This window comes from Piscinibacter sp. XHJ-5 (assembly GCF_029855045.1).
Taxonomy (GTDB): domain Bacteria; phylum Pseudomonadota; class Gammaproteobacteria; order Burkholderiales; family Burkholderiaceae_C; genus Albitalea.
In genome coordinates this window covers 4,904,752-4,922,011 of sequence record NZ_CP123228.1, presented here as the reverse complement: position 1 = coordinate 4,922,011, position 17,260 = coordinate 4,904,752, and the positions used below count along the sequence as shown (strand labels likewise).

Sequence of the window (17,260 nt, the reverse complement as noted above, 5' to 3'; positions counted from 1 at the left end):
CATTCTCGGCGTCCTTCCCGGTCCGCAGCATCGAGGACATCCGCCGCCTCGAGCAGACCCCCACCGACGAGGCCGTCGCGGTGCGCAGCACCTACGAGATCCTGTGCCGCTCGGCGCGAGCCTTCGGCGACCGGACGGCCCTGACCTTCCTGCGCAGCGCCGATCCCGCCGATACGCCGATCCGCTGGACCTACAGCGAGTTGCTGCGCGGCATCCACCAGACCGCCAACCTGCTGCACGAGCTCGGCGTCGGTCCCGGGGACACGGTCGCCGTGCTCCTGCCCGGCTGCCTCGAGTACCACCTCGCGTTGTGGGGCGGCGAGGCGGCGGCGATCGTGCAGCCGCTGAACCCGCTGCTCAGCGACGAGAAGCTCGTGTCACTGATGCGAACGGCCGGAGCCCGGGTGCTGATCGCGTACGGCAGCGACGCGGAGTCGTGCATCTGGTCGAAGGCAATGCGCATCCGCGCACAGGTGCCGTCGCTGACGACGGTGCTGCGCGTGGCGCCGCACGACGACCCTGCCGGCGCGGGCCTGGCGCTGCCGCAGGGCGTGCTCGACTTCGGGGCAGGACGCTCGCGCCAGCTCGACGACCGGCTGGCCAGCGGCCGCGAGATCGCCCGGCAGGACATCGCCGCCTATTTCCACACCGGCGGGACCACGGGCGCTCCCAAGCTCGCACGGCACAGCCACGGCGCGCAGGTGTTCACCGCATGGGCCAATGTGACGCTGAGCGGCCTCTCCTGCAGCGACGTCATGATCAACGGCTATCCGCTGTTCCATGTGGCGGGCGCGCTGCCCGGGTCTCTCGCGGCCCTGTCGGCAGGCATGGAAACGATCATCCCCACGCCTTCGCTGCTGCGCAATCGCGAGGTCATCCGCAACTACTGGCGCCTCGTCGAGAGGTTCCGGCCGACCAGCCTGTCGGCCGTGCCCACGGTGCTCGCCGCGCTGTGCGAGGTGCCGCTGGACGGGGCCGACATCTCGTCGGTCCGCTATTGCCGCACCGGCGCCGCGCCGCTTGCGCCGGAGCTGGCGCAGCGCTTCGAGCAGTTGTTCGGAGTGCATGTGCACGAGAGCTTCGGCATGACCGAGACGGCAGGGATGTCTGCCATCACGCCGCCGGGTGTCGTGGGCCCAGCCGGCTGCGTGGGGTTTGCGCTGCCGTACTCACGGCTGCGCATCGTCGCCCTCGGCCCCGAGGGCACGCCGACCGATCGCGACCTGCCGCCGGGCGAGCACGGCATGGTGCTCTTCAAGTCGCCGAACGTGTTCTCGGGCTTCCTCGATCCGAAGGACAACGAACAGGCCTTCACCGCAGACGGCTGGCTCGCGACCGGCGACATCGGCTGGCTCGACGAGCAGGGCCGCCTGCACCTGAGCGGCCGCTCGAAGGACCTGATCATCCGCGGCGGCCACAACATCGACCCGAAAGTGATCGAGGACGCGCTGGCCGCCCATCCCGCGGTGCAGTTCTGCGCGGCGGTCGGTGCACCCGATGCGTATGCGGGCGAGCTGCCCGTCGCCTTCGTCACCTTGCGCCCGGGCACGTCGGCCACGCAGGCCGAGCTGCTCGCGTTTGCGGGCGAGCGTGTCGACGAGGCGCCTGCCCGCCCGAAGAGCGTGACCATCCTCGACACGATGCCGATGACGAACGTCGGAAAGATCTACAAGCCCGAGCTGCGCCAGCTGGCTGCACGTGCAGTGGCCCGAACCAAGGAAGACCTCCAATGAGCAAAACCTGTAGTCGCCGTACCTGCCTCGGCATGCTGGCCTCGGGCACCATCGGCCTCGGCTTGGGCACGCCTGCACGGGCGCAAACCTTTCCGGGCAAGACGATCCAAATCGTCGTGCCGTTCCCCGCAGGCGGTGCCACCGACGCCGTCGCGCGCCTGCTGGCCGAGAGGATGGCGCCGCGGCTGGGCAAGGCCGTGATCGTCGACAACAAGGGGGGCGCTGCCGGCGTCCTGGGCACCGACACGGTGGCGAAGGCCCCGCCCGATGGCCACACCCTGTCGGTCTCGCTCACCACGAACCTGCTGATCAACCAGTTCCTTTTCAAGAAGCTGCCCTACAACCCGCAGCGCGACCTCGCGCTGGTGTCGCAGATCGCGCTGGCGCCCATCGTGCTGCTGGTGCATCCCGGCGTGCCGGCCCGCACCGGGCCGGAGCTGCTCAGGCACATCGCCGCGAACAAGGGCAAGCTGTCCTTCGGATCCTGGGGCAACGGCTCCGCGGGTCACCTGAGCGGCGCGTTCATGAGCCAGTCTCAAGACGCCGGCATGAGCCACGTCCCGTACAAGGGCGAGGCACCGATGGTGCAGGACCTGATCGGCGGCCAGGTCCAGATGGCCTTTGCCAGCGCGCAGCAGGCCAAGCCCTTCGTCGATGCGGGCCGGCTCAGGGCCATCGGCATCACCGGCGAGCAGCGCATGAGCGTACTGCCGAACGTGCCGACGCTGCTCGAGCAAGGTCTGACGGACGACGTCTATCGCATCACCGGCTGGGTGGCGATGGCAGCGCCGGGCGCGACGCCGAAGGCGGTGGTGCAACGCATCGCCGACGAAGTGCGCGCGGCCTGCGAGCAGCCGGACGTGCGCGCCAGGATCACCGCGCTGGGCTTCACCGCGGTGGCGCGCGGACCCGAGGAGTTCGCCGCGGCGTACCGGAAGGACCTGCCCGTGTGGGAGCGCTTGGTCAAGGCGACCGGCGCGACGCTCGACTGAGTCACATCTGCCTTCGGGAGTTCTCCATGCCTGTTCCCGCCATCCTGCGAAACCTGTCGCTGCCCGTCATCGGCTCGCCGCTCTTCATCATCAGTCATCCCAGGCTGGTGATCGAGCAATGCAAGGCCGGCATCGTCGGCTCGATGCCGGCGCTCAACGCGCGGCCGGCGTCGCAGCTCGACGAATGGCTCGCCGAAATCACGGAAGCCCTGGCGGCTCACGACAACGCGTATCCGGACCGTCCCGCCGCGCCTTTCGCGATCAACCAGATCGTGCACAAGAGCAATGACCGGCTCGAGCATGACCTGGCCGTGTGCGAGAAGTACAAGGTGCCCTTGATCATCACCTCGCTCGGCGCGCGCACCGACGTGAACGACGCGGTTCACGGCTGGGGCGGCATCGTTCTGCACGATGTCATCAACAACCGGTTTGCGAGCAAGGCGGTCGAGAAGGGCGCGGACGGCCTCATCGCCGTGGCGGCAGGCGCCGGCGGCCACGCGGGCACGACCAACCCCTTCGCTCTCGTGCAGGAGATCCGCGAGTGGTTCGACGGGCCGCTCGCCTTGAGCGGCTCGATCGCCACCGGCCGCGCGATTCTCGCGGCGCAGACGATGGGGGCCGACTTCGCTTACATCGGCTCGGCCTTCATCGCCACCGAAGAGGCGCGTGCGATCGAGGGCTACAAGAAGATGATCGTCGAGAGCAGCAGCCAGGACATCGTGTACTCCAGTCTCTTCACCGGCGTGCACGGCAACTATCTGCGCGGCTCCATCGTCAACGCCGGGATGGATCCGGACAAGTTGCCCGAAAGCGATCCGAGCGCGATGAACTTCGGCGGCAGCAGGAAGGCCTGGAAGGACATCTGGGGCTCGGGCCAGGGGATTGGTCTGATCAAGCAGGTGGTGCCGGCACGCGCATTGGTGCAGCGCCTGTGCACCGAGTATGGCGAGGCCTTGCAACGGCTTGCCGAGCGCAACCGCCTCGCCAGCGCCGCCTCGCTCGTCGGCGAGCACGGCTTTGCTGCGGTTTCGTGAACACCCATCACTCAACAGGACATTCATGAAGATACTTGTTCCGGTCAAGCGAGTCGTCGACTTCAACGTCAAGGTTCGCGTGAAGTCCGACGGCACTGGCGTCGACATCGCGAACGTCAAGATGAGCATGAACCCGTTCGACGAGATCGCCGTGGAAGAAGCGGTGCGTCTGAAGGAGAAGGGCGCGGTCACCGAGGTGATCGCCGTCTCCTGCGGGGTCACGCAGTGCCAGGAGACGCTGCGCACGGCGATGGCCATCGGCGCCGACCGCGCGATCCTGGTGGAGACGGCCGAAGAGTTGCAGCCGCTGGCGGTGGCCAAGATCCTCAAGGCGTTGGTCGACAAGGAGCAGCCGGGCCTGGTGATCCTGGGCAAGCAGGCGATCGACGACGACAACAACCAGACCGGGCAGATGCTGGCCGCGCTGGCCAAGCTGCCGCAGGCCACTTTCGCCTCCAAAGTCGAGATCGCCGGGGACTCGGCCAACGTGACGCGTGAAGTGGATGGGGGCCTGGAGACGCTGAAGGTCAAGCTGCCGGCGGTGATCACCACCGACCTGCGGCTGAACGAGCCGCGCTACGTGACGCTGCCCAACATCATGAAGGCCAAGAAGAAGCCGCTGGAGACGCTCAAGCCGGCGGACCTGGGCGTGGACGTGACCTCGCGCATCAAGGTGCTGAAGGTGAGCGAGCCGCCCAAGCGCAGCGCGGGGATCAAGGTGCCCGATGTGGCCACGCTGGTGGCCAAGCTGAAGAACGACGCCAAGGTGATCTGATCATGACCGCTCTCGTCATTGCCGAACACGACAACGCCTCCGTCAAGGGCGCGACCCTCAACACCGTGACTGCTGCGGCGCAAGCCGGCGGCGAGGTACACATCCTCATCGCCGGCCACAACGCCGGCGGCGCCGCCGAAGCCGCGAGCAAGATCGCCGGCGTAGCCAAGGTGCTGCACGCGGAAGCCCCGGGCTTCGAGCATGGGCTGGCGGAGAACGTTGCGGCGCAAGTCGTGGCGCTCGCGGGCAGCTACAGCCACATCGTCTTTCCGGCCACCGCAGCGGGCAAGAACGTCGCTCCGCGCGTGGCCGCGCTGCTCGACGTAGCGCAGGTGAGCGACATCAGCAAGGCGATCAGCGCCGACACCTTCGAGCGTCCCATCTACGCCGGCAACGCCATCGCCACCGTGCAGAGCACGGACAAGACCAAGGTGATCACGGTGCGCACCACCGGCTTCGATCCGGCGGCGTCCAACGGCGGAAGCGCCGCGGTCGAGAAGGTGGATGCGGCGGCCGATGCGGGGCTGTCGAGCTTCGTCGGCCAGGAGATCGCGAAGAACGATCGCCCGGAACTGACGGCGGCCAAGATCATCGTCTCGGGCGGCCGAGCGATGGGCAGCAGCGACAAGTTCAACGAGGTGCTCACGCCGCTGGCGGACAAGCTGGGCGCCGCACTCGGCGCGAGCCGCGCAGCGGTGGACGCAGGCTACGCGCCCAACGACTGGCAGGTGGGCCAGACCGGCAAGATCGTCGCGCCGCAGCTGTACATCGCCGCGGGCATCAGCGGCGCGATCCAGCACCTGGCCGGCATGAAGGACAGCAAGGTGATCGTCGCGATCAACAAGGATCCCGAGGCGCCGATCTTCAGCGTGGCCGACTACGGTCTCGAGGCGGACCTGTTCTCCGCGGTGCCCGAGTTCGCGAAGACCTTGTAGACACCTCTGCGCAACGTGACTCGCCGAGCGGCAGCTTCAGGTACTTGGTGCCGGGATCCCCGGCGAGGCCATCACCGGTGTCCGCGCAATTTGGCCCACGCTTCGATTTCGATGAGCGTGTCGCGCGATGCCAGGGAGGCCACGCCGATGCCCGTCAGGGCAGGACGAACTGCACAAAGTGGCGGGCGAGCACCGGCATCATCGCGGTGCCGGTGCATCCCGGACCGCCACTTGCTCGGGAAGCCTTCATTGCGCAACCCGAGGTCAGCCCGCATTTCAGGAGAGCGTCAAAGGAATTGGATCGCGCTCTGGGCGTGGCTACGAAACTGCATTGAGGCGATCGGCTTTGCTCTCCGGCTGACGACCATATTGCTACTCGAACGTCAGCTTTGCGGCGCCTGATCCAGGCCATTGAACTTCGGCTCAGGGTCGTCCACGACCCCTGGCGCGGCAGTACCGACAGGCAGCTCTGAAGCCAACAGCAGTCTTGCGCGCCCGAAGACCGGGCCCGGCTGGCTGCCCAAGGGCCACCACGGTCGTCTTGCCGGCGGTGCAACTCAGGGCGGCGCCAGCCCCCAGCACTTGCGCGCAGCCTCCTGCAGGAAGGCGGTCACCGCCCGCACGCGCGAAGCGTTGCGCCGGCTCGGCAAGGAGACGGCGTACATCGTGTACGCCGCCCGTGAAGCGAAGGGCTGCAGGACTTCGACCAGCTTGCCATCCGCCGCATCCGCTGCAGCCAAGGGTCGTGACAGCATCCCGATGCCGGCGCCGGCCACCAGCGCGCGGTGAAGCAGGGCCGAGCTGTTGGCCGCCAGCTGCGATCTGACGGTGATCTCCAGCTTGCGCCCGGCGTGGCGGAACGCCCACGTGACGGCCGGTCCCTGCGCGGTATGCGTCACCGTCTGGTGCCGGTGCAGGTCCGCAGGCTCGGCCGGGTCTCCATGCCGGCGCAGGTAGTCCGGCGACGCGTACAGCCGCCGCTCGAACGAACCCAGCTCGCGGGCGACGACCACGTCGCTGCTGCCCAGCGTCGTGCGCAGTGCCACGTCGATGCCGTCGGTCACCAGGTCGACCACGCGGTCATCGGCCACCAGCTCGATGCGCAGCGCCGGATGTCGCTCACGCAGTGCGGCCAGCTGCGGGACGATGAGTTGCTCGCAGATCTCCTGGCTCGACGCCAGCCGCACCGCGCCGGCCACGCTGTGGCGTTGCTTGTCGAACGAAGCCGCCATCTCTTCGAGCCGCCTCACCAGTTCACGCGCTTCCTGCACCAGCTCGGCGCCCTCGGGCGTTGCCGACAAGCCGTGCGTGGAGCGGCGCAGCAGCGTGATGCCGAAGCCGGCTTCGAGGCGGTCGACAGCACGCGAGACGACGGATACCGCCACGTCCATCTCCCGCGCCGCTGCCGAGAACGATTGCAGCTCGAGGGAGCGCACCAGCCAGCGCAGGTCGGCAGGGTCGGGCAGGAAAGGTCGCATCGGAAGGCCTCTGGCTCTGGTGCGCGTCGCGTTTGCTTTTGCTTGGCGAGCAAAACCGATTATGCCGAGCAACCGTTTCCGGACGCGGCGGGGCTGTCTACAGTCATTCCACCAACCACCCAGCCAGCGAAGGAAACAGCCATGCCCATCCTCAACGTCAAGGTCAGCGCGTCGCGCACGACGGAGCTTTCCGAACGCATCAACGAAATGCTGCTCGAGCTGACCAGCCGCGTGCTCGGCAAGCGGCGCGACCTGACCGCGGTGGTGATCGACTACGTCGACCCGCGCGACTGGTTTGTCGGCGGCAAGTCCTTGGCCGAACAGAAGCTGGCCAGCTTCTACTTCGACGTCAAGGTGGTCGACGAAACCAATACCAAGGCCGAGAAGGCGCGCTACATCGCCGAAGCGTTCGAGGCATTTGCCGCCCTGCTGGGCCCGCTGCACCACGAAAGTTACGTGCACGTGGACGACGTGCGCGCCGCCGCCTACGGCTTCGGCGGGAAGACGCAGGAATACCGCCACCAGCACCCGAGCCTTTGAGGAGACCGCCATGGAATTCGCCAACCTCGTCGTCGCCGCGGCGCTGCGCCGTGCGGGACTGGATGCCTGGATACCCGAAGGTGACGGCAAGTGGTCGCTGCCGCTGCAGTTCCTGCCCGCCGGCGCGGGTTGGGTCGAGTTGATGCGGCTCGACCCGGGCGTGCGCGTGGGCTTGCACCGGCACACAGGCGAAGTCCATGCGCTGAACCTCGCCGGCGAGCGCCGCCTCAACGATGGGCGGGTGCTGCGCGCCGGCGACTATGTCTACGAACCCGCCGGCAATGTCGACTGGTGGGAAGCAACGGGCGAGGAGGAGCTGCTCGTGCACGTGGTCGTCAAAGGCAGCGTCGAATACCTCGGCCCGCACCACAGCGTGCTGCAGCGGATCGACACCGCCGACCGCATCGCCGCCTACCGCCGGCACTGTGCGGCCATCGGCTGCCGGCCGCATGAGCTGGTTTGAACCGGATTGGCCGCACACGACCGCGGTCGCGGCCAGCGGCTTCAGGCGGCGCCCACCACCTTGCTCGCAGCACCGGGCATGAACAGCGCGGCGCATACGCCGCGTAGCCACCGGTTCCCCGCATCGTGGTGAAAGCGTGCGTGCCAGTGTTGCTTGACCTGGAACGTGGGAATTGGAAGCGGGCACTTCAGCACGAGCAAATCCGAAGTGCGGGCCAAGGTCTCGCCGATGTGTCGCGGCAGCGTCGCGACGAGGTCGGTCGTGGACAGGATTGCGGGCAGGCCCAGGAAGCCGGGCAGCTCGAGCCACACGTTGCGCTGGATGGTTCGTTTGCGCAGCGTGGCCTCGAGCAGCTGGTAGCCCGTGCCCGAGACGATGCCGACATGCGGCTCGGCCTCGTACCGGCGTATCGTCAGACGCCCGCCGGCCAGGCGCGGATGGCGGCGGTTGACCAGGCAGACCCAGTCCTGCGTGAACAACGTCTGCTGGTAGAAGCCGGATTCGAGCCACGGCACCAGACCGATCGCAAGATCCGCATCGCCCGCCTCCATCGCGCCGGCGGTGTCGGGATCGATCCGTGCCGCCTCCAGTCGCACTCCCGGCGCGACGCCGCGCACGTGCGCAAGCAGGCGTGGTAGCAACGTGATGTGGCTGGCGTCGGTCATGCAGATGCGAAAGCGCCGCGTCGACCGCGCCGGCACGAACGCCGGCGCCTCTTCGGTCAGCCGTCGGATGCAGGCGAGCGCGTCGCGCACGACGGGCATCAGCGCGTCGGCGCGCGGCGTGGGCTGCATGCCTGCAGGGGTGCGCACGAACAGTGGATCGTTCAGCAGCTTGCGCAACTGCGACAACCAGATGCTGACCGTGGGCTGGCTCTGCCCGAGATGCTCGGCGGAACGGGTGACGCTGCCGGTGCTGTAGAGCAGTTCGAAAAGCCGCATCAGCTTCACGCTGGGAAGCGCGAGGTCCTCGTCTACTTTCATGGTGGGCTCGTCTGTCTATTGCGTGGCGCAATGAAGTGTATTGCGGCCATTGCATGGCCAGGAGGTGGTCCGTTGCCTATCTTCTCGTTCGTGCATCGCCCTGGCGGCGCTGCGAAGAGGACGAGGAGCCGACTTGAAGATCTGTGTGCTGGGCGCCGGCGCGCTGGGATGCGCGATCGGCGGCGTATTGGCCGAGGCTGGCTGCGCGGTGACGCTGGTGACCCGCAATGCCGCGCAAGTCGCGGCCATCGAACGCAACGGCCTGCGGCTCGTCGAGAACGGCCGCGAGCGTTCGGTGATCGTTCGCGCCGTGACGGACAGCGCCACGCTCGAGGTCATGGACGTCGTCATCGTGCTGGTGAAGTCGTTCCACACACGGCAGGCGATCGAGTCCGCACGGTCCATCGTCGGCCCGGGCACCGTCGTCCTGTCGCTGCAGAACGGGCTGGGCCACGAGGACATCCTTGCCGAGGTCGTCGGGCGCGAGAAGGTGTTGGCGGGCAAGACCTACGTCGGTGGCGTGCTGCTCGCGCCCGGCCACATCCTCGTCGGCACGGCCGGAAAGGAGACGGTGGTCGGCGAACTCGACGGCAGCCGCAGTCCACGCGCGAAGGCGATCCGAGACGAGTTCCTGCGTGCCGGTCTGCGCACCGCGCTCAGCGACAACATTGTCGGCGTGATGTGGGACAAGCTGCTGGTGAATGTCTCGACCGGTGCGCTCAGCAGCATCACCCGGCTGACCTATGGCGAGCTCTACAAGGTCGAGGAGGTCGAGACCTGCGCGCTCGCCGCCGTGGCCGAGGCCATGGCCGTCGCCAGGGCCTGCGGCGTCGCGCTGGCCACCCGCGAGCCCCGCGATGCGTGGCTGAAGGCTGCCGAAGGGCTGCCTGACGATTTCAAGACCTCGATGCTGCAGAGCCTGGAGAAAGGCTCGGCGACAGAGATCGACTTCATCAACGGCGCGGTCGTGCGCTGGGGCCACCGCTGTGGCGTCCCCACCCCGATCAACCAGACCCTGGTCGCCGGCATCAAGGGCATCGAACACCACATGCGGCTGCAGGCCGCCTGACCACAGGAGCACAGACCATGGTCACTGCGCAGAAGGCATACGTCGAACACGTCGCGATCTGGGTGCGCGACATCCACTGGCACATCCGGTTCTTCCGCGACGTGCTCGGCATGACGATGCGCGACGTGCACGGCACGGTCGAGGAGCCGGTGCAGTACTGGACGCTGGGCGGCATGCAGTTCATCGCCAAGCCGGACTTCGACGGGCCGGAAGGCCGACTCGGTCACGTCGGGGTGATGTGCGAGGACCTGGAGGCAGCGCTCGAAGCCGCGAAGGCCTTCGGCGTCACGGAGATGCCGCAGGGCCGCAACTGGCTGCGCCTGCCCGACGGTCTCGCGGTCGAACTGATCCAGGCGAAGCCGGCGAGCGCCGTGGCGGCGGCGCTGGCCGTCGATCCGCGAGCCGAGGTCTGACCGAACTGTCATCGACCAGCAAGGAACAACGATGAGTGCGGAAAAGCATTGGGACGACGCGAACGAGGGCGACGAGTGCGTCAGCCCGGCCTACACCGTCACGAGAGAACGCATCCTCGCGTATGCCGACCTCACCGGTGACCACACCCCCGTGCACGTCGACGAGGAGTATGCCAACGCGAGCCATTTCGGCTGCATCGTCGCGCACGGCCTGTTCGGCCTGAGCGTCGCCGACGGACTGAAGACGCAGAGCGACTACCGCTTCCTGCCCGGCATGTCGCTGGGCTGGACCTGGGACTTTCTGCTGCCGATCAAGGTCGGCGATGTGCTGCACGTCAAGTTCAGGGTTGGCGCAATGCGGCCCAGCAAGAGCAAGCCGGGCTGGGGCATCGTCGTGCTGCCGTCCGAGTTGATCAACCAGCACGGCCAGGTGGTGCAGCGCGGCGAGCACCGCCTCATGATCCCGCGCCGGCCCGACGCTCTGCGAGGCGGGAGCCAGGCATGACCCAGCCCCTGCCGCTGGCCGGCATCCGTGTCGTCGACTACAGCCATTTCCTTGCGGGCCCGTACGTCGGCCGTTGCCTTGCCGCGCTCGGCGCGGAGGTGATCAAGGTCGAGCGTCCCGGCAGCGGCGATGCCGGGCGCCAGCACGCCTGGATCCTCGACGACCGGCAGAGCGGCTACTACCTGCAGCTCAACATGGGCAAGCAGGGGGTCAGCGTCAACATGAAGGACCCGCGCGGCAAGGACTTCATGCACCGGCTGTGCGACTCGGCCGACGTCTTCGTCGAGAACTACCGGCCCGGCGCGCTTGACAGGCTCGGGCTGGGCTATGCCGAGCTGTCTGCACGAAACCCGAAGCTCGTCTACTGCTCGATCTCGGCCTATGGCCACACCGGGCCTGATGCGCACCGCGCCGGCTTCGGCCTCATTGCCGAGGCCAGGAGCGGCATCATGCAGATGGTCGGCACCGCAGGCGATCCGCCGCCGCTGTTGCGCATCTCGCTGGGCGACATGTACACCGGCATCCATGCGGTGGCGGCGATCAATGCGGCGTTGCTCGGCCGCGTCAAGAGCGGCCGCGGCCAGCACATCGACATGGCGCTGTACGACACGCTGGTATCGATGCATGAGTACGCGGTGCAGTGCTGCACGCTGTCCGGCGGCACGATGCTGCCCGAGCAGACCGGGCACGACATGCCGACCTCGACGCTGTACGGTGTGTTCCGCGCCGCCGACGGCGACATGGTGATCGCGGCCCAGGTCGATGACTCGTGGAAGCGCTTCGCCGCGTTGGTGGAGGCCCATGGCGGCCCGGCCGGCTTCGGCGGCGACACGCGCTTTCATGACCTCAACGGCCGAAACGCGCACCGGCTGGAGATCCTCGACGTCGTCAAGCCGTGGATCGCGAGCCGCAAGGTGGCAGACGTGCTCGCACTGCTCGACGCCGTCGACGTGCCGGGCGCCAAGGTGCAGCGCATCGACGAGGTGCTTGCCGATCCGCAGATTCAGGCACGCGGCATGGTGGTCGAGCAGCAGCACCCGCGGTTCGGCACCCTGCGTCTGCCGAATCTGCCGTTCCGGTTCTCGGACTGCGACACCACGATCCGCCGGCTCGCACCGGACCTCGGCCAGCACAACGCCGAGGTCGCCGCGGCCCTCGGCTTCGGTGCCGAGGAGATCGAAGCCATGCAGGCCGAGGGTGTGCTCTTCAGCGCCTGAAGGAGACCGACCATGACCGACCGCTACGCCGTGATCGGCAACCCCATCGCGCACAGCAAGTCGCCGCTGATCCACGCGACCTTTGCCAATCAGACGCAACAGGATCTGGAGTACACCGCGATCGAGGGGCCACTCGACGGCCTAGAGGCGAGGGTGCGGGCCTTCCGGGATGCGGGCGGCAAGGGCATGAACGTCACGGCCCCGTTCAAGTTGCGCGCCTACGAAATGGCCACCGATCGGCTGGAGCGTGCGCAGCTTGCCGGCGCCACCAATGCACTCAAGTTCGAGGCCGACCGCATCGTCGCCGACAACTTCGACGGTATCGGCCTCGTCAACGACATCCAGCGCAACCTCGGCGTCGCGCTCGCCGGCCGACGCGTGCTGATGCTAGGGGCCGGAGGCGCGGCGCGCGGCGCACTGTTGCCCTTCCTGGCCCAGGCGCCGCAGGCATTCGTCGTCGCCAACCGCACCGTCGAGAAAGCCGTGGCGCTGGCGCGCGAGTTCGATGCACCGGGTCCGATCGTCGCCTGCGGCTACGGCGATCTCGTCGGCGAGCGCTTCGACGTCGTCGTCAACGCCACGTCGGCCAGCCTGCGTGCCGAATTGCCGCCCGTGCCCGCGGAAGTCTTCGCCGGCGCGACGCTCGCGTACGAGCTGGCATATGGCAAAGGGCTGACGCCCTTCCTGCGGCTCGCGCAGAACGCCGGCGTCCCGCGCCTGGCCGACGGCGTCGGCATGCTGGTCGAGCAGGCGGCCGAGGCCTTCGTCTGGTGGCGAGGCGTTCGGCCGCAGACGCAAAGCCTGATCAAGCGACTGACCGTGCCGCTGAACTGAGCGCGTCCGCGTCCGCTTCGAACGATTCTCGGGCCCACTGTTCCAGAACGCCTCTTCTCATCACGATCAACGGAGACACTCCATGAAGCGGACCTTCCTCAAGGCCATCGTCGCCTCCATCGCGCTGGCTTCCCTCGGCCTGGCACATGCACAGGACATCAAGGAGCGCACGCTCAAGTTGAGCCTGAACGGCCCCGAGGGCCACCCGGCCGTGGCAGGCATGAAGAAGTTCGCCGAGCTCGTCGCCGCCAAGTCCGGCGACAAGATCAAGGTCAAGCTCTTCCTGGGCGGCGCGCTGGGCAGCGACCAGGCGGTCACGTCGTCGGTGCAGGGCGGAACGATCGAGATGGCAGTCATGAACAGCGGCATCCTCGCCAGCCTGTCCAAGGACCTGGCGGTCTTCGACTTCCCGTTCCTGTTCGCCAATGAGAAGGAGTCGGACGCCGTCTGCGACGGCCCGGTCGGCCAGAAGCTGCACAAGGAACTCGAATCCAAGGGCGTCGTCGGCCTGGCCTACTGGGAGCTTGGCTATCGACAGATCACCACCAGCAAGCGCGCGGTCAACAAGGTCGAGGACATCGACGGCCTGAAGCTGCGCGTGATCCCGAACCCGATCAACATCGACTGGGTCAAGGCGCTGGGCGGCAACCCGACGCCGATGCCGTTCCCCGAGGTCTACGGCGCGCTGGAGACCAAGGCGATCGATGGCCAGGAAAATCCGATCTCGGTCATTGCGTCGAACAAGTTCTGGGAAGTGCAGAAGTTCGTCGCGCTGACCAACCACCAATACAACCCCCAGTCGGTGATCTTCAGCAAGAAGGTCTGGGACTCGATGAGCCCGGCCGAGAAGAAGATCATCCAGGACTCCGCCGTCGAAGCCACCAAGGTGCAGCGCGACGCGTCGCGCGCCGCCCAGGCAGCGAACCTCGAGCTGCTGAGGAAGAACGGCATGACCGTCACTGAACTGCCGCCGGCGGAGGTTGCCAAGCTGCGCGAGAAGATGAAGCCTGTCATCGCGAAGTACTCGTCGAGCGTCAGCGAAACGACGTTGCGCGACGTCCAGACGGCGCTCGCAGAAGCGCGCAAATGACTGGACTGATCGATCGAAGGGAAGCCCTCGTGAAGATCCTCATGCTCCACGGCATCAACCACAACATGTTCGGCAGGCGTGATCCGAAGCAGTACGGGACGGTCACGCTCGACCAGATCAACGATCAGCTCATCGCGTCGGGGCGGGAACTTGGCGCCGATGTCGAGCACTTCCAGACCAACCACGAAGGCGAGATGGTCGAACGCATCCACAAGGCCTTCTTCGATCAAGTGGATGCCGTCCTGATCAACGCCGGCGCATGGACGCACTACAGCTACGGGCTGCGGGATGCGCTGGCAATCCTGACGTGCCCGATCATCGAGTTGCATATGTCGAACATCCACGCGCGCGAGACGTTCCGGCGCCACTCGGTGCTCGCCGAGATCGTTCAGGGCCAGATCGCCGGTTTCGGCGTGGACAGCTACCTGCTCGCGTTGCGCACGGCTGTCAGCCGCGTGCAGCCGAGGGGCCCGAAGAATGAGAGGTGATGTCGCCTGCGGACCAAGGGGTCGTGGGGTCGCATGACCAAGCTGCCGTTGGTCTGGTACATCACGTTCTGCGAAGGGCCGTCTTTGCGGTCCAGCGTGGCGGTAAGACTCAAAGGGCTGCCCTGCGCGCCGAGGGCAACGCCTGGTCCACGCTAACATCCGCACGCCATGGCCGCTGCAGATCCCAGTTCGGTCGACGTCGTGATTGTCGGGGCCGGCCACAACGGCCTGGTCTGCGCCTGCTACCTGGCGGCTGCGGGTTTGCGCGTGCGCGTGCTGGAGAAACGCGGTGTGGTTGGCGGCGCCGCGGTCACCGAGGAGTTCATTCCCGGCTTCCGCAATTCGACCGCGAGCTATACGGTCAGCCTGCTGAATCCGAAAGTGATCCGCGACTTGCGCCTGGCCGAACGCGGGCTCGTCATCCTGGAGCGCCCGTTCTCGAACTTCGTACCGCTGCTGGATGGCCGGTTCCTGCAGTTCGGCGGCGACGCCGAGGCCACGCAGCGCGAGGTCGCGAAGTTCTCGCAGCGCGATGCCCAGGCGCTCGGCGCGTACTACACACGCCTCGATCGGCTTGCCGACCAGCTGAAGAAATGGTTGCTGCGCGCACCACCGAACCTGGGAGGACCGCTGGTGGTGGAAGGGCTGCGCGATGCCGCGGCGGCGGTACGTCTGCTGCTCGACTTCGGTGCGCTGCCGACCGGCGGCAAGCGCGACTTGATCGATGTGTTCACCAGGAGCGCCGGGCAATGGCTCGACGCGACATTCGAATCGGACCCGTTGAAGGCGGTGCTGGGGTGGGACTCGGTGGTCGGCAACTACGCCAGTCCGTACGCCACCGGGTCGGCCTATGTGCTGCTGCACCATTGCTTCGGCGAGGTGAACGGCAAGGCCGGCAGGTGGGGGCACGCGGTCGGTGGCATGGGGCGGATCACCGAGTTGATGGCCGATGAAGCGCGTGCGCGCGGCGTGCAGATCGACGTGGGGCACGGCGTGCAGCGCGTGCTGGTCGAGCACGGCGCGGCGGTGGGGGTGCTGACCGATCGCGGGGAGGAGATTCGTTCGCGCAGCGTGGTGTCGAACGTGCACCCGCAGGTCCTGTATCGACGCCTCATCGACGCGGGCGCGCTGCCGGCGGAGTTCTGCGAGGGGATCGACCGCTATCGCAGCGGTTCAGGGTCACTTCGCATCAACGTCGCGCTCTCGGCGTTGCCCGATTTTGCTTGTGCGCCCGGCACGACGCCCCTGCCGCATCATGCGAGCGGCATCGTCTTCGCCCCGTCGCTCGCCTACATGGACCAAGCGTGGCTCGATGCAGAAAGGCTTGGCTTCTCGAGCCGGCCCATCGTCGAGATGATGATCCCGAGCGTGGTGGACGACTCCCTCGCGCCCAAGGGCGCGCATGTGGCGAGCCTGTTCTGCCAGCAGTTCAAGCCCGAGGCGGACTGGGATCGGCTGAAGGAGAGCGCAGTGCAGGCGGCATTCGACGTGGTGCAGTCCCACTGCCCCAACTTCCGCGCGTCGCTGCTCGGCTACCGCGCGCTGACGCCGCTCGACCTCGAGCGCGAGTTCGGTCTGGTCGGTGGCGACATCTTCCATGGGAAGCTGTCGCTCGACCAGCTGTTTTCCTTGCGACCTCTGCTGGGCTACGCACGCTACCGGGGACCGTTGCGCGGGCTGTATCACTGCGGTTCGGGCGCTCACCCCGGCGGCGGCGTCACCGGGTTGCCTGGCCACAATGCCGCGACAGAGGTCAAGCGCGACCTGGCATGAAAGGGCTGCAGATGCAGACCGGTCGGCCGCGGGTGGTGGCCTCGAAGGCGTCGCATCGCTCCATGACGGCCAAGTCCCGTTCAAGCGTCGTCGTGCAAGGCGACCGCCACGAGAATCTCCTGCCTCAGCGCGAGCAGCGGCTCCGACAGCGCGTCGATCACCTCCGCCATCGTCTCGCCTGAGGAGACGCTGACATTGAGCGAGTACATCGCGTCGGCAGCCTGCAGCGGCGCCGCGAGTGCCACGACCTCCGGCTGCCAGGAGGCGGCGCAGAAACCACGATCGTTCACCATCGCCATCGCGCCATCGATCTCGCGGGAAAGCGCCGGCCACTGCGGACCTCGCCGCTTCTTGAACAGCGCGAGAAGCGCCCTGCGCCTCGGCTCGGTTGCTGCTGCCAGGTAGGCCCTGCCGAGCGATGTCAGCTCCATCGGCACGCGCTGGCCGGACACGACGTTGCGGAAGGCCACGCGACGGCTGTACCGGATCGATTCCAGGTAGACCATCTCGTCCCGGTCCGGTGCTGCCAGGCCGACGTTGATGCGCTTGCTCTCGGCCAACGCCCGCATCAGCGGCGCAGCGATCTGCAGAACGCTCGATGCCGAGCGCATCGCATGCGCAAGGCTCAACACCGCCGGCGCCAGCCGATAGCCCTTGCGGGAGGGCTCCTGCTGCAGCATGCCGACGCCGACGAGGGTCTGGGTCAGGCGACTGACGGTGGCCCTGGACAGCCCCGTGCGTTCGGCAAGTTCCCCGTTGCCCAATAGATCGGAGCCGGGTCGGAACGCACGCAGGATCTCGATCCCGCGCTCCAGCGAGCGATTGGCTGGCGAATTGCCGGGCTTGTCCGCGAATGGACTTGTCGAGTGGGTGGTCATGGTCGTTGCCTGGTGCGCCGATGCCATTTTCACTCTTTGGAAATCGTGCAGTGACGTTTC

At 67.3% G+C, this 17,260-nt stretch carries 17 protein-coding genes and 1 pseudogene; 15 read left to right on the top strand and 3 right to left on the bottom strand.

The window, feature by feature from the left end; all coding sequences use genetic code 11:
• Window positions 1-2: 2 nt before the first annotated feature.
• The 5 genes and pseudogenes from P7V53_RS23155 to P7V53_RS23135 form a co-directional block, all read left to right on the top strand.
• Window positions 3-1,733, top strand: a pseudogene (locus P7V53_RS23155) (acyl-CoA synthetase); the annotation flags it as partial.
• A complete protein-coding gene (locus P7V53_RS23150) occupies window positions 1,730-2,725 on the top strand; it encodes a tripartite tricarboxylate transporter substrate binding protein (protein WP_280151863.1) in 996 nt (331 codons plus the stop codon). The pseudogene P7V53_RS23155 and the gene P7V53_RS23150, both read left to right, overlap by 4 nt.
• Before the next feature lie 26 nt (window positions 2,726-2,751).
• Entirely contained in the window at window positions 2,752-3,759 is a 1,008-nt protein-coding gene (locus P7V53_RS23145) for a nitronate monooxygenase family protein (RefSeq protein WP_280151862.1), read from the top strand.
• Window positions 3,760-3,784: 25 nt separating this feature from the next.
• Window positions 3,785-4,534 (top strand): electron transfer flavoprotein subunit beta/FixA family protein, encoded by a 750-nt coding sequence (locus P7V53_RS23140; protein ID WP_280151861.1) that lies wholly within the window; start codon window positions 3,785-3,787, stop codon window positions 4,532-4,534.
• A gap of 2 nt (window positions 4,535-4,536) precedes the next feature.
• Entirely contained in the window at window positions 4,537-5,469 is a 933-nt protein-coding gene (locus P7V53_RS23135; RefSeq protein ID WP_280151860.1) for an FAD-binding protein, read from the top strand.
• A 557-nt stretch (window positions 5,470-6,026) separates the two neighbouring features.
• Here P7V53_RS23135 and P7V53_RS23130 read toward each other — a convergent pair.
• Window positions 6,027-6,947: a LysR family transcriptional regulator gene (locus P7V53_RS23130; RefSeq protein ID WP_280151859.1), complete on the bottom strand. Its 921-nt coding sequence runs from the start codon at window positions 6,945-6,947 to the stop codon at window positions 6,027-6,029.
• A gap of 141 nt (window positions 6,948-7,088) precedes the next feature.
• On the opposite strand from P7V53_RS23130, the gene P7V53_RS23125 reads away from it, so the two are divergent.
• Complete coding sequence (locus P7V53_RS23125; RefSeq protein ID WP_280156590.1) at window positions 7,089-7,487, top strand: 4-oxalocrotonate tautomerase family protein; 399 nt, start codon at window positions 7,089-7,091, stop codon at window positions 7,485-7,487.
• Between the two features lie 10 nt (window positions 7,488-7,497).
• Entirely contained in the window at window positions 7,498-7,950 is a 453-nt protein-coding gene (locus P7V53_RS23120) for a cupin domain-containing protein (RefSeq protein WP_280151858.1), read from the top strand.
• Window positions 7,951-7,991: 41 nt separating this feature from the next.
• On the opposite strand, the gene P7V53_RS23115 is transcribed toward P7V53_RS23120, so the two are convergent.
• Window positions 7,992-8,933, bottom strand: a complete 942-nt coding sequence (locus tag P7V53_RS23115) for a LysR family transcriptional regulator (RefSeq protein ID WP_280151857.1) — start codon at window positions 8,931-8,933, stop codon at window positions 7,992-7,994.
• Between the two features lie 133 nt (window positions 8,934-9,066).
• Between P7V53_RS23115 and P7V53_RS23110 the strand changes: the two genes are divergently transcribed.
• From P7V53_RS23110 to P7V53_RS23075, 8 genes are all read left to right on the top strand, one after another.
• Entirely contained in the window at window positions 9,067-10,002 is a 936-nt protein-coding gene (locus tag P7V53_RS23110; RefSeq protein ID WP_280156589.1) for a ketopantoate reductase family protein, read from the top strand.
• 17 nt (window positions 10,003-10,019) lie between these two features.
• A complete protein-coding gene (locus P7V53_RS23105; RefSeq protein WP_280151856.1) occupies window positions 10,020-10,415 on the top strand; it encodes a VOC family protein in 396 nt (131 codons plus the stop codon).
• A gap of 31 nt (window positions 10,416-10,446) precedes the next feature.
• Window positions 10,447-10,920, top strand: coding sequence for a MaoC family dehydratase (locus tag P7V53_RS23100; protein ID WP_280151855.1), 474 nt, complete (start codon window positions 10,447-10,449; stop codon window positions 10,918-10,920).
• Window positions 10,917-12,137, top strand: a complete 1,221-nt coding sequence (locus P7V53_RS23095; protein ID WP_280151854.1) for a CoA transferase — start codon at window positions 10,917-10,919, stop codon at window positions 12,135-12,137. Before P7V53_RS23100 ends, P7V53_RS23095 begins: the two co-directional genes overlap by 4 nt.
• A 12-nt stretch (window positions 12,138-12,149) precedes the next feature.
• A complete protein-coding gene (gene aroE, locus P7V53_RS23090) occupies window positions 12,150-12,971 on the top strand; it encodes a shikimate dehydrogenase (RefSeq protein WP_280151853.1) in 822 nt (273 codons plus the stop codon).
• Between the two features lie 82 nt (window positions 12,972-13,053).
• Window positions 13,054-14,061, top strand: coding sequence for a TRAP transporter substrate-binding protein (locus P7V53_RS23085; protein WP_280151852.1), 1,008 nt, complete (start codon window positions 13,054-13,056; stop codon window positions 14,059-14,061).
• A gap of 29 nt (window positions 14,062-14,090) precedes the next feature.
• Complete coding sequence (gene aroQ / locus P7V53_RS23080; RefSeq protein ID WP_280156588.1) at window positions 14,091-14,549, top strand: type II 3-dehydroquinate dehydratase; 459 nt, start codon at window positions 14,091-14,093, stop codon at window positions 14,547-14,549.
• A 168-nt stretch (window positions 14,550-14,717) separates the two neighbouring features.
• Complete coding sequence (locus P7V53_RS23075) at window positions 14,718-16,322, top strand: NAD(P)/FAD-dependent oxidoreductase (RefSeq protein WP_280151851.1); 1,605 nt, start codon at window positions 14,718-14,720, stop codon at window positions 16,320-16,322.
• An 80-nt stretch (window positions 16,323-16,402) separates the two neighbouring features.
• Here the strand turns inward: P7V53_RS23075 and P7V53_RS23070 are convergent, their stop codons facing one another.
• Window positions 16,403-17,200 (bottom strand): IclR family transcriptional regulator, encoded by a 798-nt coding sequence (locus P7V53_RS23070; RefSeq protein WP_280151850.1) that lies wholly within the window; start codon window positions 17,198-17,200, stop codon window positions 16,403-16,405.
• Between the last annotated feature and the right edge of the window lie 60 nt (window positions 17,201-17,260).